The following is a 23,760-nucleotide window of genomic DNA, read 5'->3' on the forward strand; positions in this document are numbered from 1 at the left end:
GAACAGCGGAAAAAAGGAGGCCAGCATGGCTTTGGATACGCAGAACGGCGCCCTCTCCTACGAGGCCCCTGAAAAAGAGCTCTACGAGATCGGTGAACTGCCGCCGATGGGATATGTGCCGCAGAAAATGTATGCGTGGACAATCCGCAAGGAACGTCACGGCAACCCCGACACCGCCATGGTGCAGGAGGTTGTCGATGTGCCTAAGCTGGACAGCCACGATGTGCTCGTTCTCGTGATGGCAGCCGGGGTGAACTACAACGGTGTTTGGGCCGCACTTGGCACACCCATCAGCCCCTTTGATGGGCATGGCGCCCCGTTTCATATCGCAGGTTCCGATGCCTCTGGCATTGTCTGGGCAGTTGGCGACAAGGTGAAGCGCTGGAAGGTCGGCGACGAGGTGGTGATCCACTGCAATCAGGACGACGGTGATGATGAGGAATGCAACGGCGGCGATCCGATGTATTCCCCCAGCCAGCGGATCTGGGGCTATGAGACCCCTGATGGATCTTTTGCCCAGTTCACCAATGTTCAGTCACAGCAGCTGATGCCGCGCCCTAAACATCTGACATGGGAAGAAAGCGCCTGTTATACGCTGACACTGGCCACCGCTTACCGGATGCTGTTCGGCCATGAACCACATGATCTGAAGCCGGGCCAGAACGTACTTGTCTGGGGCGCATCGGGTGGCCTCGGCTCCTATGCGATCCAGTTGATCAACACCGCCGGCGCCAATGCCATCGGTGTGATCTCTGACGAGAGCAAACGCGACTTTGTCATGGGATTGGGGGCCAAAGGTGTCATCAATCGCAAAGATTTCAACTGCTGGGGCCAGCTGCCGACAGTGAACACCCCTGAATATGCCAATTGGTTTAAGGAAGCGCGTAAGTTCGGTAAGGCGATCTGGGATATCACCGGTAAGGGCAATAATGTTGACATGGTGTTTGAACATCCGGGCGAAAGCACATTCCCGGTCTCGACCTTTGTTTGCAAAAAGGGCGGTATGGTTGTGATCTGCGCTGGTACCACCGGCTATAACCTGACCTTTGACGTGCGCTATATGTGGATGCATCAGAAGCGCCTGCAGGGTTCACATTTTGCGCATCTGAAGCAGGCAGCCGCAGCAAACAAGCTGATGGTTGAGCGTCGTCTGGACCCCTGCATGTCTGAGGTCTTCTCTTGGTCGGACCTGCCGGACGCCCATATGAAGATGCTGCGCAATGAACATAAACCCGGCAATATGTCCGTTCTGGTCCAGGCGCCGCGTACCGGGCTGCGGACCCTGGAAGATGTCTTGGCAGGGTAGAACCTCCAGCTGATTTCTGTCAGTTTCGCCCCGCCAGTCTCCGATAGGACTGGCGGGGTTTTTCGTGTGTTTGGTACGTTGTCGCCCAGCGGATCGTGACGTTGGAAGGGCAGGCGACTTGGTGCTGATGGTGCCGACATTTTGTGGCGGCGCGATTGATAATCCCTTATGAAATAAAACTCGATCAATATACTGCCATGCCGTTGACGCTGCTGCGATGATCGCGGCACAAAGACCATGACGCGGTTGGTAAGGTATACCGAGAGCCGAAACGGTGCAGGGAAGCTGCGCCAAGACCAAGTGAGATTCAGGCAATCTATGGCAACCAAAGTAAATCTTGATCTGATCCTTGAGGTGTTGGACGCGACAACCTCGGTCGACGGTCTGCAGGAAATCATCCAGAGGGTCTGCGATACTTTTGAGGTCGATCACGCCATGTATCACTGGGTGGACAGCGCTGGGGACCACTATCACTTTGGTACTTACGCGAAGGATTGGGTCGAGCGGTATCAGGAAAAAGCCTATGTTCGCGTCGATCCTGTCATTATCGGCTGTTATCAGCGTTTCCACCCGGTCGATTGGCGGCGGCTTGACTGGTCATCCAAACCGGCGCGTGAGTTTCTGCAGGACGCCTTGGCGCATAACGTCGGCAACCAAGGGTATTCGATCCCGATCCGGGGTCCAAACGGACAATTTGCACTGTTTACGGTCAGTCATAACTGCGACGATGACACCTGGACCCGATTCACCGACAAACACAGCCGTGATCTGATCCTGATCGGGCACTACTTCAACCGCAAGGCGCTTGAGTTTGAACCCGATCGCAGCCCGGAACATGTGCAACCGCTGTCCCCGCGCGAGATTGACGCGCTGACCCTTCTTGCGATGGGCTATAGCCGCGCCCAAGTAGCGAAAACGCTGACAATCTCCGAGCATACTTTACGTGTCTATATCGAGAGCGCGCGATTCAAATTGGGGGCCATCAACACCACCCATGCCATCGCGCGTGCACTGAGTCTCGGGCTGATCATCATTTAACGCGTTGAAGCTACAGGCATTCATTAACCTTATAGTTGAGAATCTCTTCTGGTCGTAATCTGGTCCCACTTTTCTATCTAAAGGGGACTAGATTATGCTTCGCTATGTATATGCACACGACCTGCACCAGCACCGTGAATTGGCCCATTCGATGTTTGTGGACCGCGCCGATCAATTCAAGACGCGGCTCGGGTGGGATGTCTCGGTAGATGCTCAAGGAGAAGAGCGCGATGAATATGATGCGCTTGATCCGCTTTATGTGATTTGGGAGCAGGCTGATGGCCGCCACGGTGGCTCGATGCGGTTCCTGCCTTCCACTGGTCCGATCATGGTAAACGATGTCTTTCCTGAACTGACTGGAGGCGACGCGATCTGTAGCCCGCTGATCTGGGAATGTACGCGGTTCTGCCTGTCGCGTGATGTCAGTGGTAACGTCGCCGGGGCCCTGACCTTGGCCGGGCTGGAGATCATGCGCAACTTCAACATCGCCCATTTTGCAGGGGTGTTTGACCGTCGTATGGTCCGGATCTACCGGTCGCTTGGTTTTAGTCCGGACGTCATTGGCACCATGGGCGAGGGGCGGGACCGGATCTGCCTCGGCCTTTGGGATTATTCGTCGGAAACCTATCACCGCGTTGCACAGAAGGCGGGTATTCAGCCAGAGCTGTCGACATTGTGGTTTGATCGTTCGTTTGGCGGGGCAGAGGAGCCTGGACCCGTCGCCCTGACCGGCTGACGGCTGCGCTAAAGAGGACGTTAGAGGCAGACCTGACCGCTGCCAAAACCGGGACATGCAGGGCCGTCTGCTCTGGTGCAGCCGGCCCTGCCCCTGTAGGGTCGCGACATGAGCGCAGCACCCATAAAATTCTCCGATGATCAGGCGGTTGCCTTTGATCGCGTCAGCAGTCTTCTTCATGACGCGGGGGTCGATCTGGAAGATGATCTGCTACACCCGCCGCGTGGTGACGGCGGTGCAATGGCTGTGATCGGCAAGGCCGGTTCCGGCAAAACGCTGTTGCTGGCGGAGCTGTACAAGGCACTGGAGAAAGCCGGTGTTGAAGTCGTATCGGGCGACTATGAAAGCCGGAAGAAAAACGAGGACCGCCGCACGCTTGCGATCCTGGCGCCGACAAACAAAGCGGCCAGTGTTCTACGCCTGCGGGGTGTGCCTGCAACCACGATTCACCGAATTCTCTACACGCCGGTCTATGATCCTGAATACGAGCGAATTGCCGAATGGCTAGCCGGTAGCGGTGACGAGCCGGAAATTGAAGGGTTGACCGAGGAGGCGCTGGCCCGTGCCAAAGCCTTCTATGAGCGCAATAAATCCATCCCGGGCGCCTTGGCGGCTGCCGGGCTGCGGGGGTCCGATTTCATCACCGGCTGGAAACGCCGAGAGGAGCCGCTGGACATCGGCTTTATCGATGAGGCCTCCATGCTGGATGACCGCCAGTTTCAGGATCTGAAGGAGATTTTTCCGACATTGTTGCTGTTCGGAGATCCCGCACAGCTGGCGCCAGTGAACCAATCAGGTGCGATGGTCTTTGAGACACTGCCGGAAGAGCGCAAGCTGATCCTCAACCGCATACACCGCCAGGAGGTCGGCAACCCTATTCTGGATCTTGCCCATGCGCTTGCAGATCCCGACGTCGGCTTTGAGGATTTTGAGCGTATGGTCGAAGATCTCTCCCGCCAGGATGAGCGCGTCGTCTGGGGCCAGCGGGTGGAGGTGGATTTGATGGCGCGTTCCCCGGTCTTGGTCTGGCGCAACAACACCCGAATTCGGCTGATCAACGCCTTCAGAAATGTGCATGGTGCCCCGGAAGACAGTCTGCTGGCGGGCGAACCGCTGATCTGTGATGGCATTGAACTGCCGATGAAACACCGCAAGAAACGGTTGGATCTGGAGGCCCGTGGTCTGATCAAGGGCGCCCAGGTGATCTATCTCGGGCCGGGCCGGAAACCGGGGTTTTCGCGTCTTCATGTGATGGGAGCAGAAGATCCGCAGGTGTCCGCCGCGTCAATTGTGAAGATCGAGAAACCCGAAGAAGAAGAGCCCTTCATTCCGTTTGCCGCGCGTATGGGGGCCGCGTTTCTGCATGGGGCAGCGGTCACCATTCACAAGGCCCAAGGGTCGCAGTGGCCAACGGCACAGGTTTTTGCCCCGGACATCTACGCGGCTGCGCGGATGGGACGGGTGGAGGCTGGTCAGCCCCTGTGGAAGCGGTTGACCTATGTCGCCATCACACGGGCACAGGAACGGCTTATCTGGGTGGTGCGCAACCGTCTGGCAAAGCCAACCGGCCCGCTGCAGGTGGACGACCTGCGCGCAGCACCAGCCAGCGCTCTGACATTGGAAATGCAGGAGGACAGCCCGGTATGAGCGCAATGGACGAAACCTCCAGGCGTACGATCCTGATCACCGGTGCAAGTTCTGGTATCGGTCGTGCCGTAGCTGAGGTGTTTCTGGAGAAAGGCTGGCAGGTTGGCCTGTTGGCGCGTCGTGCAGAGCAGTTGGAAGAAGTCGCACAGGGGCGTGACACAGCTCATGTTCTACCCGCTGATGTGACAGACTCAGACGCAGTGGACCAAGCGTTTGATTGCTTTGCAAAGCGGGTAGGGCGGTTGGATGTGCTGTTCAACAATGCCGGTATATTTACCCCTTCGGGCACCATTGACGAGATTGAGCTGGAAGATTGGTTTGCCGCTGTCAATGTGAACTTAAACGGTATGTTTTTGGCAGCGCGCGCGGCCTTTCGCCAGATGCGCCGGCAATCACCACAGGGCGGCCGGATCATCAACAACGGATCCATCGCGGCCCATGTGCCGCGCCCAAGATCAACGCCCTATGCCGCGACAAAATCCGCGATTACCGGGCTGACCCGTAGCCTGTCGTTGGACGGGCGCCCCTTTCAGATTGCCTGCGGGCAAATTGATATTGGAAACGCACGCACCCCCATGGTGGAAGATTTGAGCGCGCGCCAGATTGCAGCAGATCCGACAGCCGCACCAATGGAGACTTTTGCTGTGGCAGATGCCGCACAGTCAGTGCTGCATATGGCAGATCTGCCGCTTGAGGCGAATGTGCAATTCATGACGGTCATGGCGACGACCATGCCCTATATCGGACGCGGCTAGGCAAGACGCGGGCGGCTCCCGCCCGGTACGATACCAGCAAGCTGGCAACGCACCCGTTGGGGGTGGCGCCGCGCTTTGCGCGGCGGGGGCTGTCCTTAACTCCTGCGCAGGAGGCGGAAGGCGGCGGAAGCACCCCAACCTGCGGCGATCGCAATGGCCAATGACATCAAACCGTAGAGAAACGGCTGTTCGCGCGACATCGCGTAGAGAAAACGCTCCAGCCCCACCTTGCGCACATCTATGCTGGTTTCGTACTGCGCCACCACTGATCCCCCGCGGGTAAGCAGGATGCGCGTGCTATAAGCCCCTTCGGTCAGGTCGGCAGGCATGTCAATCGCGGTGCGAAACAAGGTCTGCTGATCCACCGCGACGGTATTTTCCCGTAGCGAGTAGAGATCATTGTCTGAGCGGATGCGGATCACGGCTTCGGCGAATTGCTGGGCACCACGGATGTGCATCCCCGCCCCAACCGAGCGGATCGCACGACCCACCGACACCCGATACCGCAGATCTTCGGTATCGCTCAGCACCTGCGAGAGGGGCGCGCTGGTGGCGACCGCATAAAAACTGGGGGCCGAATCCACCAGAACGCTGTCAGTATTGACCCAAATGCCCAGCTTTTTCTCCTTGCGCCGAACCATCACCGGAGACGCCGGGCCGGACACCGCGACAATCACCTCAAGCGGGTCATCCTGCGGGATCGGTGCCTCGCGCTTCACGGCGCCAAAGATCAGGATCTCCGAGCCGTCAAAGTTGGCAGTGATGGCCACACGGTCCTGGCTGAGTCCCAGGACAACCTCTTCGCGCGGTCCGGCTGCGGGTTCAGTGTCGGCTAGGTTGGTGGCGGTTTGCGCTGCCGTTGGGGCTGAGGCAAGTGGCGTGAACGGCATCGCCAAGAAGACTGCTGCACAAAGCCGTCGACTGGCGCCGCGCCAGCCTGAGCGCACCTTGATTTGGTGATTACGATGGGTAGCGCAACGGAGCATCTTAATGGCCCCCGTCGCTGCCGAGCGAGTAGAGCTCGGACGGCATGAGCAAGAGGTCCAGACCAAGCTTGACACAGACCACGATCACCATGAGGGCGAGCAGGATACGCAACTGCTCCGCCTTCAGATAAACCCCAATCCGAGTGCCGATCTGCGCACCGATGACGCCGCCGACCAGCAACAGAACCGCAAGGACGATATCCACAGTGTAGTTCGTGGTGGCGTGTAGCATGGTGGTGAAGGCCGTCACCAGAATGATCTGGAACAGCGATGTGCCCACAACAACTTTGGTTGGCATGCCTAGAATATAGATCATCGCTGGCACCATGATGAAACCACCACCAACCCCCATGATCGCTGCCAGAATACCAACAACGACACCGACCAGTAGTGGTGGAATGACCGAAATGTAGAGACCAGACGTGCGAAATCGCATCTTAAATGGCAGAGCATGGACCCAACCACGCTGTCTGCGGGGCGCTGGCGCCGCACCTGCGGAGGCCTTGGATTTTCGGATTGCGTTCAGGCTTTCGACGAACATCAACCCGCCAACCACGCCAAGGAAGACGACATAGCAGAGTTTGACCAGTAGATCGACCTGACCAAGCGCCTTGAGATAGTTGAAGACCACCACCCCGAGCGCAGCGCCCAGCAGACCTCCGGCTTGCAGGACCAGACCCATCTTGATGTCGACGGTTCGCCGCCTGAAATGCGCAAGAACGCCGGAAAAAGAGGAGGCGACGATCTGATTGGCCTCGGTAGCTACGGCAACTGCCGGGGGGATACCAATGAAAAACAAGAGCGGCGTCATCAGAAAGCCGCCGCCAACCCCGAACATGCCGGACAGGATGCCGACCATACCGCCGAGCCCCAGAAGCAGGAATGCGTTGACCGACACCTCGGCGATGGGAAGATAAATCTGCATATCAGTGTTAGACCGCAGCACCTGCGTAAAATCAACTGTCGATGCCGCTGTGCAGAAAACAGGACTGATGCTGTGGGGAAAACTGGACCTATGATTTTCGGCAGGGGGTCGGTGCTGTTGATTGCTGTTCGACGTGTGCAAGTAGAGTGAAACGCAAAACGCCCGGCCATGGCCGGGCGCTCGACGATGTTTCCGCACAGTCCCAAGGGACTATGCGGAATGGAGCTGGATATCAGCGCTCCTTGACGTAGGGCTCACCGCCGGCCTTGGGCGGTACAGCCTTGCCAACAAAGCCAGCCAAAATCACGACTGTCAGAATGTAGGGCAACGCGTCCATCATCTGTACCGGGATCACAAAGGTCCCGATTTCGATGTTCTGAAACCGGAGGGCAACCGCTTGCAGGAGGCCGAACAGAAGGCAGGCTCCAAGCGCATGCCACGGACGCCACTTCGCAAAAATCAGCGCTGCCAAGGCAATGAAGCCCCGGCCTGCGGTCATGTCCTTCACAAACCCGGCCTGAAGTGCGGTCGCAAGATATGCACCTGCGATCCCGCAAAGGAGGCCGCAGATCATCACGGCAGCGTAACGCAGCCCGACCACGGACACACCGGCGGTATCAACGGCTGCCGGGTTCTCCCCAACGGCGCGCAGGCGCAGGCCAAAGCGGGTGCCAAACAGGATCCATGCGGTCGCGGGAACCGCTAGGAAGGCCAAGTAAACCAGCACGGAGTGGCCAGACAGCAGCTCGCTATAGATCGGGCCCAGTACCGGCACATCCGCCAGTGCATCCGCAAACGGCAGATTGAGTGGTTCAAAACGACCACCTGAGAACAGGGACGGGGTACGACCGCCCTGCTGGAACCAGTCCTGCGCAATCAGCACCGTCATGCCGGCAGCGAGGAAGTTGATCGCCACACCGGAGATCAGCTGGTTGCCACGGAAAGTGATCGAGGCAAGGCCGTGCAGCCCGCTGAGGACCAATGAAGAGGCGATACCGGCCAAAAGGCCCAGCCAGACATTCCCCGTGGTCGCGGCAACCGCAGCGGAGAAAAATGCAGCCATCAGCATCTTGCCCTCAAGACCAATGTCGAAAATGCCCGCACGTTCAGAGAACAGACCTGCCAGACAGGCCAGGAGCAGCGGCGTGGCAAGGCGAACGGTGCTGTCAAGCACCTGGATCAGAGTCAGAAAATCCATCACGCTTTCCCCCGGCGCAGAGCGAGGAAGATCCGCTCCAGCGGGCCTCTCACCATATTGTCCAATGCGCCCGTGAACAGGATCACCAGGGCCTGAATGACCACGATCAATTCGCGCGGGATGCTGGTCCAGAGCGCCAGTTCAGCGCCACCCTGATAGAGGAAGCCGAACAGGATCGCGGCAAGGAACACACCAAAGGGATGGCTGCGCCCCATAAGAGCCACGGCGATGCCGATGAAACCGGCGCCTTCGGTGGAGTTCAGAACCAGACGCTCTGCCTCCCCCATCACATTGTTGGTAGCCATCATACCGGCCAGACCGCCTGAGATCAGCATGGCAATCATGGTGATCTTGACCGGTGAAATCCCGGCATAGAGCGCGCCATATTCAGAGTTGCCATAGGCCCGAATTTCATAGCCAAGCTTGGTGCGCCAGATTAGCAGCCAGACGGCGATACAGGCACCAACAGCCACAAGAAAACTGACATTTGCTGGCGCCGCCTTGGAAAACTCGATGCCGATAGGCGCCAGAAGTTCATGCAGTGACGGCAGGTGAACGGCTTCAGGAAAGCGGGCTGTGGCTGGATCCATTGATCCTTCTGGGCGCAGCAGGTTCACCAGCACATAGTTCAGCACCGCAGCAGCGATGAAGTTGAACATAATGGTGGTGATCACGATGTGGCTGCCGCGCTTTGCCTGAAGATAGGCTGGAATGGCCGCCCAGGCTGCCCCGAACAGCGCAGCACCAAGGCTGGCAAAGATCAATGCAAGCGACCAATGTGGCCACGGGATATAAAGACAGACCAGGGCGACCCCAAGGCCGCCGAGCATGGCTTGACCTTCACCGCCGATGTTGAACAGCCGCGCGTGGAAGGCCACGGAGACTGCCAGGCCCGTGAACAGGAAGTTGGTGGCGTAGTAGAGCGTATAGCCCCAGCCATAGGTTGATCCCAGCGCGCCGGATACCATCAGGTTCACCGCGGCGATCGGGTCTTCACCAATGCCAAGGATCACCAAGGCAGACAGAATTGCGGCCAATATGAGACTGATCAGCGGGATCAGCACGACATCGGCCCATTTAGGCATCTTATCCATTTACGCGGCCTCCCCCGCGACGCCGGCCATCAACAGGCCCAGCTCTTTCTCATCTGTCTGATCTGCCGGGCGTTCGCCCATGATCATCCCGTCAAACATCACAGCAACACGGTCGGCGAGCGATAGGATCTCTTCCAACTCGACCGAGACCAAGAGGATAGCTTTTCCCTGATCGCGCAGTTCGACGATCTGCTTGTGAATAAACTCGATGGCACCGATATCGACGCCCCGTGTGGGCTGGCCGATCAGCAACAGCTCCGGGTTGCGCTCGATTTCGCGGGCCACAACGATTTTCTGCTGATTGCCTCCGGAGAAATTCTTGGCAGCGAGCCATGGATCCGGCGGACGCACGTCAAACTTGGCCATCTTGGCTTCTGTATCGGCGCGCAGGGCGGCGTTGTTCATCAACAGACCGCGCTGGTACTCAGGGGCGTGGTGATAGCCGAATGCGACGTTTTCCCAGGCGTGGAAGTCCATGATCAGACCTTCGCGCTGGCGGTCTTCGGGAACATGGGCCACATGGGCTGCGCGACGGGCACGGGCGTCAGATCCGGCACCAGACAATGCCAAGGGCGCGCCATTAAGGCGAATGCTTCCCTGACCTTCACGCATGCCACCCAAGACTTCCATCAGCTCGGACTGGCCATTGCCCGCAACACCGGCGATCCCCAGGATTTCTCCGGCTCGGACGGTCAGATCAATGTTCTTAACACGCGCGACACCGGCCTCATCAACAACGCTGAGATTCTCAATCTCGAGGATCGGTTTGCCAGGGGTCGCGGGGACCTTGTCGACGCGCAGCAGCACCTTGCGACCGACCATCAGCTCGGCCAGATGCTCGGGGCTGGTCTCGGCGGTCTTTACGGTGGCGGTCATCTCGCCACGGCGCATCACTGACACCGTGTCGGTATATTCCATGATCTCGCGCAGCTTGTGGGTGATCAGGATGATCGTTTTCCCCTCAGCGCGCAGCCGGTCCAGAATGCGGAACAGCTGATCTGCTTCTGCCGGGGTCAGCACGCCGGTCGGTTCATCCAGAATCAAAATGTCGGCCTGCCGGTAGAGCGCCTTCAGAATCTCGACGCGCTGTTGCATACCCACGCCGATTTCGTCGATGCGCGCATCAGGGTCAACGTTCAGCTCATACTCGGCTGCCAGATCCTTCAGCGATTTTCGCGCCTTGCTCAGCGATGGCTTTAGCAGCCCACCGTCCTCGGCACCCAGAATGATATTCTCCAGCACGGTGAAGTTTTCAACGAGCTTGAAGTGTTGGAACACCATGCCGATACCGGCTGAGATCGCCGCTTGGCTGTCGGGTATTTCGGTCCGTTTCCCGTGAATCCAAACCTCGCCTTTGTCGGCCTTGTAGAACCCGTAGAGGATGCTCATCAGCGTTGATTTGCCCGCTCCGTTTTCGCCGATAATCCCGTGGATCGTGCCAGGGGCAACACGGATTGAGATGTCCTTATTGGCCTGAACCGGGCCAAAGGCTTTGGAAATGCCTTTTAGTTCAATTGCTGGTGCCGTCATTCGGGCTCCCCTTATTCATCCTCGATCAGTTTGCACAGATCCCCGTCACAGCGACGGGCGGTTAACATGTGCATTTTAGCCAACCTAGGAAAAACCAAACCCGGAGGCGGCAAAGGCGCAGCCTCCGGGCAATATGAAACCCCCGGTCACCACCATGATCGCAAGAGGATCACGGTGGGCCGGGGGGCAGTTCAGTGCTTAGAAGGACAGAGCCGGGCAGCTGTCGTCCGACATATAGTCATGCACAGTGATCTCACCGGTTGCGATCTTGGCGGCCGCAGCATCAGTGGCAGCGGTCATCTCTTCGGTGATCAGTGACGCATTGTTGTCGTCAACTGCGAAGCCAACACCACCGTTCGACAGGCCCATGACAGAGAAACCAGTTTCCAGTTCAGGACCGTCGGAGAAGGCTTCGAACACAGCGTTGTCGACGCGCTTCATCATGGAGGTCAGGACCTTGCCCGGGTGCAGGTGGTTCTGGTTGCTGTCCACACCGATCGACAGGATGCCCTCGTCAGCTGCGGTCTGCAGTACGCCAACGCCGGTGCCGCCTGCTGCTGCATAGACAACGTCAGCGCCCTGGCTGATTTGCGCTTTGGTCAGCTCGGAGCCTTTGACCGGGTCGTTCCAGGCCGCCGGGGTGGTGCCGGTCATATTGGCGATCACGGTTGCGTCCGGGTTGGCCGCTTTTACGCCCTCGGCGTAGCCACAGGCGAATTTGCGGATCAGCGGGATATCCATGCCGCCGATGAAACCAACGGTGCCCGATTTGGATGCCTTGGCTGCCAGCATACCCACGAGGTAGGAGCCTTCGTGCTCATTGAAGACCACAGAGCGGACGTTGGGTGCATCGACAACCATGTCGATGATCACGAATTTGGTGTCCGGATAGTCTGCAGCGACCTGACCGAGTGCATCGGCGAAGGCAAAGCCTGCCATTACGATCGGGTTGGCGCCCGCTTCGGCAAAGCGGCGCAGCGCCTGCTCACGCTGAGCTTCGGACTGCAGTTCGATTTCGCGGAAGCTTTCGCCGGTCTCTTCAGCCCAACGCTGCGCGCCGGTGAAGGCTGCTTCGTTGAAGGACTTGTCGAACTTGCCGCCCAGATCGAAGATCAGCGCCGGTTCTGCCATCGCAGCACCCGCTGTCAGCGCCACGGCTGCCGCGGCGCTCATCAGGGATTTCATCAGGGTCATAGGGGTACTCCCAATTTGTTGTTCTTGATGCGGCCAGTTTGACCGCCCCAACCCATGTGTTTTTAAAAAGGTGCGACAATTTAGGCCGTAGGCTGCGGAAAGGGTCAACCGTTTTTTGACCTTTTGGTGTTATTCTACGCTTTCGGCCTTGCGTAAACTGACCCTCATGAGCACTGCGTCCACTGCTGCTGTGCCTTGGCGGGGGTAGTATCCGACCCGTCGGCCGCTCTCTGCGAATCCAAAAGCCTTGTACAGGCTGCGGGCCGGTTGGTTGTCTTCTGCGACCTCCAGAAACCCATCGGTTGCACCATGCGCCAAGGCGACCTCCCACCATCTCTCCAGAATCGCCTGCGCCAGACCTTGCCGTTGATGATCGGGGTGGGTGGCAATCGTCAGCAGTTCCGCTTCTCCCGCAACGACGCGGCCAAGGGCAAAACTACGCGCATCCCCGACGGCATAGCTGAAGGGGCTGTCCAGCAGGGCCGCAAATTCGCGTGCTGACCAGGGGCGACCCTGCAGAAAGGCAGCCTGATGGGTGCGGGCCATCTCCTCCGGCGTCGGAGAGCTCGGGTGGTTATGCACGGGTGTTGTCATGGTCAGCAGGCAGATTTTAGCCGTCAATCAGTGTTGGCGGTGCGTCTTTGGCGGGAGCGGCATCAGCCGCTCGCAGATACAGCGGGGCCGGGGCGGATATAGTGTCTTTGTAGCGCTCTGCAGCCCTGCGCGCGATTGTTTCGGCGATGCGCGGTGGCGTCGCCTCGGCAACCAATTCCAACCTCAGCGCGGTTGCGATGGCTTGCGCTTCGGCAAGCGGCATCAGCCGAGGGTCTTCTCCGGGGGGGTGCGCGTAGACCTGATCACGTGGCGCAGGTACCGCGGCGAATGTGCCGGGGTGCTCACGCGCCTCAAACCCGCTGACGCCCACGGCGGAGATTTCCAACCCCAGTGCCAGGCCTCTCGCAGCTGAGACGGCAATGCGAATGCCGGTGAAGTTGCCCGGACCCACGCCAACTCCCAGCGCATCAAGATCCGCCCAAGTCACTCCGCCCTGATCCAGCACCTCTTCCAGCAGCGGTATCAGACGCTCGGCCTGTCCGCGCGCCATCTCTTCGCACGCTTGGGCAAGGATGACGTCACCCTGTAACAAAGCGGCCGCGCAATGCGCGGCCGATGTATCAAATCCAAGGACGAGGGCGTCAGACGGCAACGGGGCGTACCTCGGTCACTTCCGGGATGTAGTGACGCAGCAGGTTTTCAATGCCCATTTTCAGGGTCAGCGTTGAAGACGGACAACCGGCACAGGCACCCTGCATGTGCAGATAGACAACGCCGCGATCAAAGCCATGGAACGTGATGTCGCCGCCATCCTGTGCCACCGCAGGGCGGACACGGCTGTCGAGCAGCTCTTTGATCTGGTTGACAATTTCGCCATCCTCGCCAGTGTGTTCAGCATGGCCCGAGGTTTGCTCACCGCCCTCTGAGATGACGGGCTGGCCGGACTGGAAATGCTCCATCACGGCACCCAGGATCGCGGGCTTGATGTGGTCCCACTCAACGGTGTCAGCCTTGGTGACCGTGACAAAGTCATTGCCAAAGAACACGCCGGTGACCCCGGAAACGGCAAAGATTCGCTGCGCCAGAGGCGAGCTGCCTGCGGCATCGGCGGTTGGAAAATCAGCGGTGCCCATCTCCAGAACAGTCTGGCCCGGCAGGAATTTCAGCGTCGCCGGGTTGGGCGTGGATTCGGTCTGAATGAACATGTCGGGCCTCCTTAAAGCGTGGCAGAGATATGCGCCTCCGACCCGCTTAAGTCAAGATTTGGAACAATTCTAAATTTGAAAGCCCTATCGGGCCGTGCTGGCGCGTCCGGGTCCAATCTCCTCAGGAGGAGAAGGGCAACCATGCTGGCAGGTCAGAAGCGATCAGGTGATCGCTTCCAGTTTTTCCTTGGACAGATCGCCGGGCACAATTGTGATCGGCACCGGCAGGCTGCCGGAAGAGCGGCTCAGTTGAGTAACAAGCGGGCCGGGACCTTTGCGATCATCCCCCGCGCCCAGCACCAGAACACCGATTTCGGTATCGGACTCGATCTGGGCGATGATCTCGGGCACGGCTTCGCCTTCACGGATCACAAGTTTCGGTTCAATCCCCTGACGATCACGCATCCATTTCGCAAAAACTTCAAAATGCGCATGTATGCGTTCACGGGCTTCCTCCCGCATCACTTCGCCGACGCCGATCCAGTGGTTGAACTCATCCGGGGGAATCACCGAAAGGATCTCCACTCCGCCGCCGGTTTTGGCAGCGCGCATGGCAGCGAACCGCATCGCGTTCAGGCATTCCCGGCTGTCATCCAATACGACAAGAAATTTGCGCATATTGATCCTCTGGTTGTTCCGATTGGATCATGGCGCAAGCGATCCCATGGTGCAATAGACGAGCACGCGGCGTCACGCGGCCGGGATCAACTGCCGTTGCTTGTGGCCCAGTCCCAGTAAAGGTCGCGGGTTCGTTTGGTGATTGGGCCGATCTGATACTGGCGATCATCAAAGGAGGTGACCGGGGTGACTTTGCTCATATTGCCCGACATGAAAATCTCATCGGCCTGTTCAAAATCCGTGTAGCCCAGGACGCTCTCGTGAACCGTGACACCATCGGCGCGCAGGTTTGCGATATGTCGGGCACGTGTGATCCCGGCAAGAAAGGTGCCGTTTGCGATTGGTGTGAAGACCTCTCCGTCACGCACCATGAAGATATTTGCCGTCGCGGTTTCAGCGACATTGCCCATCGCATCCAACGCCAAGGCGTTGCTGAAGCCTTTGGCGCGGGCTTCACGCAGCATACGGGCGTTGTTAGGATAGAGGCAGCCTGCCTTCGCATTCACCACCGCGCTCTCAAGGATGGGCCGCCGAAAGGAGGTGCGGGTCAGTGTGGCGGAGGCGGTCGGGGGCGCCATCGGGATCTCTTCCAGGCAGAGTGCGAACTGGGTGCTTTCGGGCCCCGGAGCAATCATCGTGGAATCGCCGCCTGTCGCCCAATACATAGGCCGGATGTAGACGGCCGCGCCGTGTGCAAAGAGAGATAGGCCGTCTTTGGCGATGGCGACCATATCAGCGACACTGACGGTCGGCGCCATCATAAGCGCCTCAGCGGAGGCATTGGCGCGGGCGCAGTGCAGATCAAGATCGGGGGTGACCCCATCAAACAGACGCGCCCCGTCAAACACCGAGGACCCGAGCCAGGCCGCATGGTCTGCAGCCTTCATGATCGCGACATCGCCATCGTGCCAGCTGCCGTTGAAATAGGTGCGAATGGTCTTGCTGATCGCCATGCCGGGCCTCGTCCTGTGGGTGCTGGAGTGGGGTGACCCTAGGGCGCAATGGGTCAGTCGTCCAGACCTTTTCCTGCCATCTGCGCCTGGGCGTATTGCCAGATCTGAGCGATCACTACGCTTTGGTCAGGCGGGCTCTGGGGCCTCCAGCCCCAACTCTCGCAGAACGCCGCGCATCTCGCTTTGCCACCTGGTGCGCAGGTCCGCATTGCTGCGGTGGCGCAGGCCGAGCGCACAGAGGGTCTCGAACTTGTCAGAGGCATCAGCGCCAAAGCTGATGGCCACCCGGGGCCACCAATAGTGGATGGATTCCTGCAACATGTTGATGTCGCCTTCCTGCACCAATCGCGACAGCCCTTCGTGGGCAAGACGCGCATGATGGGCTTCGACGGGCTGAATCGCGCGGAAGGCTTCAGCCAATGGTTGGTAGGAAATCATCGACAACTCTGCCAGCTGCACAGCGACCGCGCGGCCCATCAGAAGGTTCATAACCACAGCATCGGCCCACCCTTCCAGCGGGTAGTTGAATACCGCAAGGCGCCGGTCGTGTTTGGAACGGCTCTGATCCAGCCCGGCCTCGCGATCCAGGCGCGCAGTCCAGGGGTGATGATCCACATAGCGTTCGGTGTCGGCACCGAAATCGCCCATGACCTGCAAAACACGATCAGCGTTGGCGGTTTTTTCCAGCACTATCCGGGCCGCAGCCATGCGGGATTTGATGCCCGGACCTTCGTTGATGATATCAACGAATCCCGCCGCGCCTGCAAGCGCGCTGTCGACGAAGCTGGCCATGATTGTCATCAACTCAGCGCGGTAGCGCGGCGGCACATTGGATGGATTGCTAAGGACGCCACCGGCCGCCAGATAGCTCTCGATGCTCATCTCATCATTCATGCCATGGTCTCCTTGGGTCTGCTGATGGGGGGCTGTCGCTGCCTGCGCCCTAACCTAATGGGCTATTGATCGTAGTCCACCACCACTTTGTCACTGAGCGGATAAGCCTGACAGGACAAGACATAGCCTTTCTCGACTTCGTAGTCCTCAAGCGCATGGTTGGCGACCATCTCGACCTCGCCCTCCAGTACCTTGCAGCGGCAAGTGGAGCAGACGCCGGCTTTGCAGGCGTAAGGCGCGTCCATCGCGTTTTCCAGCGCGGCGTCCAGCAGGGTCATGTCCTTACCCATCTCGATGGTCTGGGTGGCGCCGTCCAGTGTGATGGCGGCCTTGGTCTGGTTCGCGCCTGAGGCGGCATCGCTTGCGGTGACGGTGCGTTTGGCGCGTCCCGGCTGGGCAGAGGCGAATAGCTCGAACTTGATCTGACTGTCACTAAGGCCGGCGGTACGCAAGGCACTGGCGATGCCCAGCATCATCGGCTCGGGGCCGCAGATGAAGGCGGTGTCGACCGACTTGATGTCGATCCAGTGCTCGAACAGCTGCGCGCATTTGTCCTCGGTCACGAGGCCGGTGAAGAGGTCGATCTCCTGCGCGTCAGACTCCAGCACATGGATCACGTTGAGGCGGCCCATGTACAGGTTCTTGAGGTCCTCCAGCTCTTCGCGGAACATGATCGTGTTCACGCCCTTGTTGGCATAGACCAGCGTAAAGGAGGCGTTGGGTTCTGCCGCCAGCGTGGTCTTAAGGATCGACAGCACCGGCGTGATGCCGGAACCGCCGGCAAAACCCAGATAGTGCTTCTCCGCACTTGCATCGAGCGGTGTGAAGAATGTGCCCATCGGCGGCATCGCCTGCAGGGTGTCGCCGGGTTTCAACTCGGTATTGGCCCAGGTTGAGAAGGCGCCGCCGTCAACACGTTTGATGCCGACTTGCAGGATACCCTCGCCGCGCCCGGCGCAGATCGAATAGCTGCGGCGCAGCTCCTCGCCGTCGAAGTCGCGGCGGAAAGTCAGGTATTGGCCTTGGGTGAAATCAAACTCCTCAGCCGCACCGCCCGTGGGCTTCAGGGTGACCACTACCGCATCGCGGATGGTTTTACGGACATCGGTGACTTCTAGGTCGTGAAAGCGCGCCATCAGGGTCTCCTCAGATGCACTTGAAATAATCAAAAGGTTCAAGGCAGTCCTGGCAGCGCCAGTGAGCCTTGCAGGGTGTCGAGCCGAACTGGCTGACCTTGGTGACTTCTGTACTGCCGCAGTGCGGGCATTTTTCGGGCCCGCCTGCGGCTTGGGGCGGGGCGATGCCGTAGGCCTCCAACTTGGCGCGGCCCTTGTCGGACAGCCAATCGGTGGTCCAGGCAGGGGAGATCTGGGTCTTCAGTCTCAAATCCGCAATGCCGTGGCCGCGCAGGGCTGTTTCGATATCCAGGGCAATCACTGCAGTTGCCGGGCAGCCAGAGTAGGTAGGGGTGACTGACACAACCAGAGTTTCCCCATCCCAGGCCACACCACGGATGACGCCCAGATCCACCAGTGAAATCACCGGGATTTCCGGGTCAGGCACAGCGTCGAGCCACTCCCAGATCTGGTCAATGCTTGGCTGAGTTGTCACCTGGCTCATGCGGTCTATCCTCACTGGCTGTTTCGCCGACCCGAGGTCGGGGGCCGCCCCTAGTACTTTGGCCGTGGCCTTACCACTTGGCGCCGGGATAGGCGCGCTGTAGCCATTGCATTTGGGTCAACAGGTGACCCAGATGTTCCGTGTGCATGGCACCGGTACGCCCGCCTTTGTGGGCAAAGCGGCTCTCCGGGATGGTTAGGGTCGCATCGCTCAGCACGCGGGAGACCAGCGCATCGTATTCCTCACGTAAGGACGCAGGATCGGGGGCGATGTCCGCCGCTGCCATCTCGGCATCCACAGCGTCCGACTGGAACATCTCGCCCACATACGGCCACAGATAGTCCAGCGCCTCCTGCATCCGACGGTGGCTTTCTTCGGTGCCGTCACCCAAGCCCACCACAGTGTCGGCGGAGCGTTCCAGGTGATAGGCAACCTCTTTCGAAGCCTTCTCGGCGATGGCTGCAACCCGCTCGTCCGAGGACTTCATCAACCGGCCCAGCTGGATCGAATGCCAGGCGTCGAACAGGAACTGGCGCATCAGGGTGCGGCCAAAGTCGCCGTTCGGCACCTCGCACAGCAACACATTGCGGAAATCCCAGGCGTCGCGCAGGAAAGCCAGATCATCGGCAGATTTGCCGTTTCCCTGTACCTCAGCCGCGAGGCCGAGCCACATCTGGGTCTGGCCGATCATGTCCAGCGCGGTGTTGGCCAGCGCGATGTCTTCTTCCAGCACCGGCGCATGGCCGCACCATTCGCTGACCCGGTGGCCGAGGATCAGGGTGTTATCGCCCATCCGCAGCAGAAACTGAGTGAATGCGTCTTCCTTGTTAGCAGGGGCGGTCATTACATCGCCCCCACTTCTTCGGGGATGTCGAAGAAGGTCGGGTGGCGGTAGACCTTGGACTCCGACGGCTCATAAAGCGGGCCCTTGTCGCTGGGCGAGGAGGCGGCGATATGGTTGGCCTCAACCACCCAGATCGACACGCCCTCATTGCGGCGGGTGTAGACGTCGCGGGCGTTCTTGATCGCCATTTCGGCGTCCGGCGCATGCAGGGAGCCGACGTGGCGGTGGCTCATACCGTGCTGGCCACGGATGAAGATTTCCCAGAGGGGCCATTCGTTTTTCATGTTTCAATTCCTCCTGGCTGAAGGGGGCACCTTCGCAGCGTTCAAAAACGGGCGGAGCGCCAAAATGCTTGGGGTTACTCGGCGGCGTGCCGACGTGCGGCTTTCTTTCTGGCGTGGGCCAAGAGCCCGTCACGCACCCATTTGCCGTCGTCCCAGGCCTTGTTGCGGGCGGCGAGGCGGTCTGTGTTGCAGGGGCCGTTGCCCTTCAGTACGTCGTAAAACTCTGACCAGTCCGGGTCGGTGTAGTCATAGTGACCGCGTTCCTCATTCCATTTCAGGTCCGGGTCGGGGACGGTGAGGCCAAGGTATTCGGCCTGCGGCACGGTCTGGTCGACGAACTTCTGGCGCAGCTCGTCATTGGTGTTCATCTTGATCTTCCAGGCCATCGACTGGGCAGAGTGGACCGAGTCCTTATCGGACGGTCCGAACATCATCAGCGACGGGTACCACAGGCGGTTCAGCGCATCCTGCGCCATCTTCTTCTGTGCGGGCGTGCCCTCCGCCATCTTGCGGATCGCGTCATAGCCCTGGCGCTGGTGGAAGCTTTCTTCCTTGCAGACGCGGATCATCGCGCGGGAATAGGGGCCGAAGGAGGTCCGCTGCAGCGGGACCTGGTTCATGATTGCGGCCCCATCGACCAGCCAGCCCACCGCGCCGATGTCGGCCCAGTTCAGCGTCGGATAGTTGAAGATCGAGGAATACTTCATGCGGCCGTCCAGCAACATTTCGGTCATCTCGTCACGCGACACGCCCAGCGTTTCCGCCGCGCAGTAGAGGTACAGGCCATGGCCCGCCTCGTCCTGCACCTTGGCGAGCAGGATCGCCTTGCGCTCCAACGTCGGGGCGCGGGTGATCCAGTTGCCCTCTGGCAGCTGGCCGACGATTTCGGAATGCGCGTGCTGGCCGATCTGGCGGATCAGCGTCTTGCGGTAGCCTTCGGGCATCCAGTCCTTGGGCTCGATCTTCTCGCCCGCGTCGATGCGCGCCTGAAAGGCCGCCAGCTGTTCCGGATCGTCCTGGGTCGCTTCGGATTTGACCATCTGAGCATACATGTCTGGGACCTCCCTTGGGTTTGTTACACGCGTTCCAGGATCAGGGCAGTGCCCTGTCCGACGCCGACGCACATGGTGCAAAGCGCATAGCGCCCGCCGGTGCGTTGCAATTGATAGGCAGCGGTCAGCACCAGCCGCGCGCCGGACATACCCAGCGGGTGGCCAAGCGCGATTGCACCGCCGTTGGGATTAACATGGGGTGCATCGTCGGCAACGCCAAGTTCGCGCAGTGTCGCAAGGCCCTGCGAGGCAAACGCCTCGTTCAGTTCGATCACGTCCATCTGTTCGATGGTCAGGCCGGTACGCTCCAAAACCTTGCGGGTGGCAGGCACCGGGCCGATGCCCATGATGCGCGGCTCGACCCCGGCAGCGGCCATGCCGACGATGCGGGCCATAGGCTTCAGGCCGTTCTTCGCGGCCGCGGCCTCATTCGCCATCAGGATCGCCGCAGCACCGTCGTTGACGCCGGAGGCGTTGCCGGCTGTCACGCTCTTGTCCGGGCCGTTGACGCCCTTGAGGCCTGCCAGCTTCTCAGCCGAGGTGCCGGGGCGGGGGTGTTCGTCGGTGTCCACCACTAGATCATCGCCCTTGCGCTGGGGGATGGTGACCGGGGTGATCTCGTCTTTGAAGATACCGGCCTCATGTGCTGCGGCCCAGCGGGCCTGGCTGCGGGCGGCGAATGCGTCCTGATCCTCGCGGGAGATGCCGTAATCTTCGGCCACATTATCGGCGGTCTGCGGCATCGAGTCGGTGCCGTACATCTTCTCCATTTTCGGGTTCACGAAACGCCAGCCGATGGTGGTATCATAGACTGCGTTGGCGCGGGTGAAGGCGGAAGTCGCCTTGGGCATCACGAACGGCGCGCGGCTCATGCTTTCGACGCCGCCGGCGATGGCCATGTCGTAGTCGCCAGCCTTGATCCCGCGTGAGGCCATACCGACCGCATCCATGCCGGAGGCGCAGAGCCGGTTGATCGTGGTGCCCGGTACATCCACCGGCAGGCCTGCCAGCAGTGCTGCCATGCGCGCCACGTTGCGGTTGCTTTCGCCGGCCTGATTGGCATCACCCAGGATCACATCGTCCAGGCTGCTCCAGTCTACATCCGGGTTGCGGGCGGCAAGCGCGGCAATCGGCAGAGCGGCAAGATCATCGGTCCGCAGCTTGCTGAGCGCGCCGCCGTAGCGGCCGATTGGGGTACGGGTGGCATCGCAGATGAAAGCATCCATGGGTGTTCGCGTCTCCTCAGTGGCGGCAAGTCATAAGCCGACCATATAGTCGGTAATAGGTTCAGAAGTGATTCTCGGCAAGAGAGATGTAACCATGAAATTCACTTTCTAGAAAACTTGTAACATATTAATGATCTGCCACCGGCTGATTTGTCGGCGCGGTGCAGTGTTGGTGCGTCCAGCCCGGAAGCCTGTTTCGCTGAGCGATGAGATGTGGGATAGTTTACATGTTGACTAATTTTGTGCCTGCACGCTGACTGGCAAGGGCCTTGGCCTGCACCTTTGACGAGCGAGTCAGTAGCAGGCAGAGACTGTCAAAGGCAGAGGAGGGCTTGATGAATATTCTCTACATCATGTTTGACCAACTGAGGTTTGATTATCTCAGCTGTGCGGGGCACCCGTACTTGGAGACACCGCACATTGATGGCCTGGCACAGCGCGGGGTGCGGTTTACGCGCGCCTATGTGCAATCGCCGACCTGTGGATCTTCGCGTATGTCCAGTTACACAGGCCGCTACCCATCAAGCCATGGCGTGCAATTTAATGGCTACCCACTGCGTGTCGGTGAATGGACGATGGGTGACCATCTGCGCAAGGCCGGGATGAGCTGCCATTTGATTGGTAAAACCCATATGGTTGCAGATGCCGAAGGGATGCAGCGTCTTGGCCTTGCTCCTGACAGCATTATTGGCGTGCGTCAGACGGAATGTGGTTTTGATCCGTTTGTTCGTGATGACGGGCTTTGGGCCGAAGGACCAGATGGTTTCTACGACAGCAAGCGCAGCCCCTATAATGAATATCTCAAGTCGAAGGGCTATCCGGGTGAGAACCCGTGGAGTGTTTTTGCAAATGCCGGTGCCGAGGGGCAGGATGTCGCCTCGGGCTGGTTCATGGTCAATGCAGACAAGCCAGCCAATATTGCTGAGGAAGACAGCGAAACCCCATGGCTTACTCGTGAGGCAATGCGGTTTATTGAGGCGGCGGAACAAGACGGTGATCAGCCTTGGTGCGCGCATCTGAGCTATATCAAACCGCATTGGCCCTACATCGTGCCAGCCCCCTATCACGATATGTATGGTGCCGAGCATGTGCTTCCGGCTGTGCGCAGTGCCGCCGAGCGGGAGGAGGCTCATCCCGTGTTCGAGGGGATGATGAACAATCAGATTGGTCAGGCTTTTTCCCGTGATGAGGTGCGCGAGAAGGTGATCCCGGCCTATATGGGATTGATTAAACAGGCCGACGATCAGATGGGCCATCTGTTTGCTTGGCTAGAGGCGACGGGACGTATGCAGGACACTATGATCGTGCTGACGTCAGACCATGGAGATTACCTCGGCGATCATTGGCTGGGAGAAAAGAACCTGTTCCACGAACCGTCGATCAAGGTGCCATTGATTATCTATGACCCGCGAAGTGAAGCGGATGCCACACGCGGAACCACTTGTGATGAGTTGGTTGAGGCGATTGATCTGTTGCCGACATTTCTGGAAGCAGCGGGAGGGACGCCTGCTCCACATATCCTTGAGGGGCGCTCTCTGATGCCATGGCTACGTGGCGAGATGCCCGAATGGCGCGACTATGCCGTCGCAGAGTTTGACTATGCGACGCTGCCGTTGTGCGAAAAGCTTGGATTGGCCCCCAAAGATGCCCGCTTGTTTATGGTGGTCGATAAGCGATGGAAGTTCATGCACGCAGAAGGCGGTCTTCGCCCCATGCTGTTTGATCTTCAGGACGATCCTGATGAGTTGATAGATCTTGCTAAGGCAGGCGCGCATCAGGAGGTGATTGATCTGATGTATGACCGTTTATTGGAGTGGGGACTGCGGATGTCTCAGCGCATCACGCTATCGGACGAACAGATTGCCACGCGGCGGGGAAAGTCAGCCCGGAAGGGGATCCTCTTAGGAGTCTACGAGGCGTCCGAGGTAGATGACACATTGACTGAGGCCTACCGCCGACCAATCCCAAAACCCGCGAACTGATTGCAATTGCAATGTCTGAAGAGACGCGCCGTCATAAGTCGCAGATGTTGAGCGACGCTTGGCAAGCCGCAGTGAGGCGCGGCATGATGGGTCTTGTCAGCTTGCGGAGCCATATCTA

24 protein-coding genes are annotated in these 23,760 nt (G+C 59.4%); 6 read left to right on the forward strand and 18 right to left on the reverse strand.

The genetic code is table 11. The features are described from left to right. The first annotated feature begins 25 nt into the window (after positions 1-25). The 5 genes from ccrA (at position 26) to phaeop14_RS01545 (ending at position 5,482) form a co-directional block, all read left to right on the forward strand. The gene (gene ccrA, locus phaeop14_RS01525; RefSeq protein WP_014879069.1) at positions 26-1,306 is read left to right on the forward strand and encodes a crotonyl-CoA carboxylase/reductase; all 1,281 of its coding nucleotides are present in this window, start codon (positions 26-28) and stop codon (positions 1,304-1,306) included. Between the two features lie 318 nt (positions 1,307-1,624). Beyond that, positions 1,625-2,344 (forward strand): helix-turn-helix transcriptional regulator, encoded by a 720-nt coding sequence (locus tag phaeop14_RS01530; RefSeq protein ID WP_040171194.1) that lies wholly within the window; start codon positions 1,625-1,627, stop codon positions 2,342-2,344. Between the two features lie 94 nt (positions 2,345-2,438). Next, a complete protein-coding gene (locus phaeop14_RS01535) occupies positions 2,439-3,080 on the forward strand; it encodes an acyl-homoserine-lactone synthase (RefSeq protein WP_096788540.1) in 642 nt (213 codons plus the stop codon). Positions 3,081-3,188: 108 nt separating this feature from the next. Then, entirely contained in the window at positions 3,189-4,727 is a 1,539-nt protein-coding gene (locus phaeop14_RS01540; protein WP_096788541.1) for an AAA family ATPase, read from the forward strand. Continuing rightward, the gene (locus phaeop14_RS01545; RefSeq protein ID WP_096788542.1) at positions 4,724-5,482 is read left to right on the forward strand and encodes an SDR family oxidoreductase; all 759 of its coding nucleotides are present in this window, start codon (positions 4,724-4,726) and stop codon (positions 5,480-5,482) included. The genes phaeop14_RS01540 and phaeop14_RS01545 overlap by 4 nt, the downstream gene beginning before the upstream one ends. A 95-nt stretch (positions 5,483-5,577) precedes the next feature. On the opposite strand, the gene phaeop14_RS01550 is transcribed toward phaeop14_RS01545, so the two are convergent. The 18 genes from phaeop14_RS01550 to pcaF all read right to left on the reverse strand — a co-directional run bounded on the left by phaeop14_RS01550 (position 5,578) and on the right by pcaF (position 21,660). Continuing rightward, positions 5,578-6,468 (reverse strand): TIGR02186 family protein, encoded by an 891-nt coding sequence (locus phaeop14_RS01550; RefSeq protein WP_040171188.1) that lies wholly within the window; start codon positions 6,466-6,468, stop codon positions 5,578-5,580. A 1-nt stretch (position 6,469) separates the two neighbouring features. Beyond that, entirely contained in the window at positions 6,470-7,393 is a 924-nt protein-coding gene (locus phaeop14_RS01555; protein WP_014879074.1) for a sulfite exporter TauE/SafE family protein, read from the reverse strand. A 232-nt stretch (positions 7,394-7,625) separates the two neighbouring features. After that, complete coding sequence (locus phaeop14_RS01560; protein ID WP_040171186.1) at positions 7,626-8,591, reverse strand: ABC transporter permease; 966 nt, start codon at positions 8,589-8,591, stop codon at positions 7,626-7,628. Then, complete coding sequence (locus tag phaeop14_RS01565) at positions 8,591-9,685, reverse strand: ABC transporter permease (protein ID WP_040171184.1); 1,095 nt, start codon at positions 9,683-9,685, stop codon at positions 8,591-8,593. Before phaeop14_RS01565 ends, phaeop14_RS01560 begins: the two co-directional genes overlap by 1 nt. Next, positions 9,686-11,215: an ABC transporter ATP-binding protein gene (locus phaeop14_RS01570; protein WP_096788543.1), complete on the reverse strand. Its 1,530-nt coding sequence runs from the start codon at positions 11,213-11,215 to the stop codon at positions 9,686-9,688. 198 nt (positions 11,216-11,413) lie between these two features. Beyond that, positions 11,414-12,409, reverse strand: a complete 996-nt coding sequence (locus phaeop14_RS01575; RefSeq protein WP_096788544.1) for a BMP family lipoprotein — start codon at positions 12,407-12,409, stop codon at positions 11,414-11,416. 129 nt (positions 12,410-12,538) lie between these two features. Then, a complete protein-coding gene (locus phaeop14_RS01580; RefSeq protein ID WP_096788545.1) occupies positions 12,539-12,955 on the reverse strand; it encodes a GNAT family N-acetyltransferase in 417 nt (138 codons plus the stop codon). A 64-nt stretch (positions 12,956-13,019) separates the two neighbouring features. Continuing rightward, positions 13,020-13,616 carry a tRNA (adenosine(37)-N6)-threonylcarbamoyltransferase complex dimerization subunit type 1 TsaB gene (gene tsaB / locus phaeop14_RS01585; protein ID WP_096788546.1) on the reverse strand — a complete coding sequence of 199 codons (597 nt, stop codon included), beginning with the start codon at positions 13,614-13,616 and terminating at the stop codon, positions 13,020-13,022. Continuing rightward, positions 13,606-14,169 (reverse strand): NifU family protein, encoded by a 564-nt coding sequence (locus phaeop14_RS01590; RefSeq protein ID WP_014873501.1) that lies wholly within the window; start codon positions 14,167-14,169, stop codon positions 13,606-13,608. Before phaeop14_RS01590 ends, tsaB begins: the two co-directional genes overlap by 11 nt. A 162-nt stretch (positions 14,170-14,331) precedes the next feature. Then, positions 14,332-14,787, reverse strand: coding sequence for a universal stress protein (locus phaeop14_RS01595; RefSeq protein WP_014873502.1), 456 nt, complete (start codon positions 14,785-14,787; stop codon positions 14,332-14,334). An 86-nt stretch (positions 14,788-14,873) separates the two neighbouring features. Then, complete coding sequence (locus phaeop14_RS01600) at positions 14,874-15,740, reverse strand: branched-chain amino acid aminotransferase (protein ID WP_096788547.1); 867 nt, start codon at positions 15,738-15,740, stop codon at positions 14,874-14,876. A 126-nt stretch (positions 15,741-15,866) separates the two neighbouring features. After that, positions 15,867-16,634 (reverse strand): Phenylacetic acid catabolic protein, encoded by a 768-nt coding sequence (locus phaeop14_RS01605; protein WP_096788548.1) that lies wholly within the window; start codon positions 16,632-16,634, stop codon positions 15,867-15,869. A gap of 62 nt (positions 16,635-16,696) precedes the next feature. After that, positions 16,697-17,770, reverse strand: a complete 1,074-nt coding sequence (locus phaeop14_RS01610) for a 2Fe-2S iron-sulfur cluster-binding protein (RefSeq protein ID WP_040171164.1) — start codon at positions 17,768-17,770, stop codon at positions 16,697-16,699. A 10-nt stretch (positions 17,771-17,780) separates the two neighbouring features. Next, a complete protein-coding gene (gene paaD / locus phaeop14_RS01615; RefSeq protein ID WP_040180541.1) occupies positions 17,781-18,254 on the reverse strand; it encodes a 1,2-phenylacetyl-CoA epoxidase subunit PaaD in 474 nt (157 codons plus the stop codon). Between the two features lie 70 nt (positions 18,255-18,324). Next, positions 18,325-19,098 (reverse strand): 1,2-phenylacetyl-CoA epoxidase subunit PaaC, encoded by a 774-nt coding sequence (gene paaC / locus phaeop14_RS01620; protein WP_096788549.1) that lies wholly within the window; start codon positions 19,096-19,098, stop codon positions 18,325-18,327. Continuing rightward, positions 19,098-19,382: a 1,2-phenylacetyl-CoA epoxidase subunit PaaB gene (gene paaB, locus phaeop14_RS01625; protein WP_008557866.1), complete on the reverse strand. Its 285-nt coding sequence runs from the start codon at positions 19,380-19,382 to the stop codon at positions 19,098-19,100. The genes paaC and paaB overlap by 1 nt, the downstream gene beginning before the upstream one ends. 74 nt (positions 19,383-19,456) lie before the next feature. Then, positions 19,457-20,434, reverse strand: coding sequence for a 1,2-phenylacetyl-CoA epoxidase subunit PaaA (paaA, locus tag phaeop14_RS01630; RefSeq protein ID WP_040180536.1), 978 nt, complete (start codon positions 20,432-20,434; stop codon positions 19,457-19,459). Between the two features lie 23 nt (positions 20,435-20,457). Further along, the gene (gene pcaF, locus phaeop14_RS01635; protein WP_096788550.1) at positions 20,458-21,660 is read right to left on the reverse strand and encodes a 3-oxoadipyl-CoA thiolase; all 1,203 of its coding nucleotides are present in this window, start codon (positions 21,658-21,660) and stop codon (positions 20,458-20,460) included. A gap of 335 nt (positions 21,661-21,995) precedes the next feature. On the opposite strand from pcaF, the gene phaeop14_RS01640 reads away from it, so the two are divergent. After that, positions 21,996-23,642 carry a sulfatase-like hydrolase/transferase gene (locus phaeop14_RS01640; protein ID WP_096788551.1) on the forward strand — a complete coding sequence of 549 codons (1,647 nt, stop codon included), beginning with the start codon at positions 21,996-21,998 and terminating at the stop codon, positions 23,640-23,642. Positions 23,643-23,760 lie beyond the last annotated feature (118 nt).

It is taken from the genome of Phaeobacter piscinae (assembly GCF_002407245.1).
GTDB lineage: Bacteria > Pseudomonadota > Alphaproteobacteria > Rhodobacterales > Rhodobacteraceae > Phaeobacter > Phaeobacter piscinae.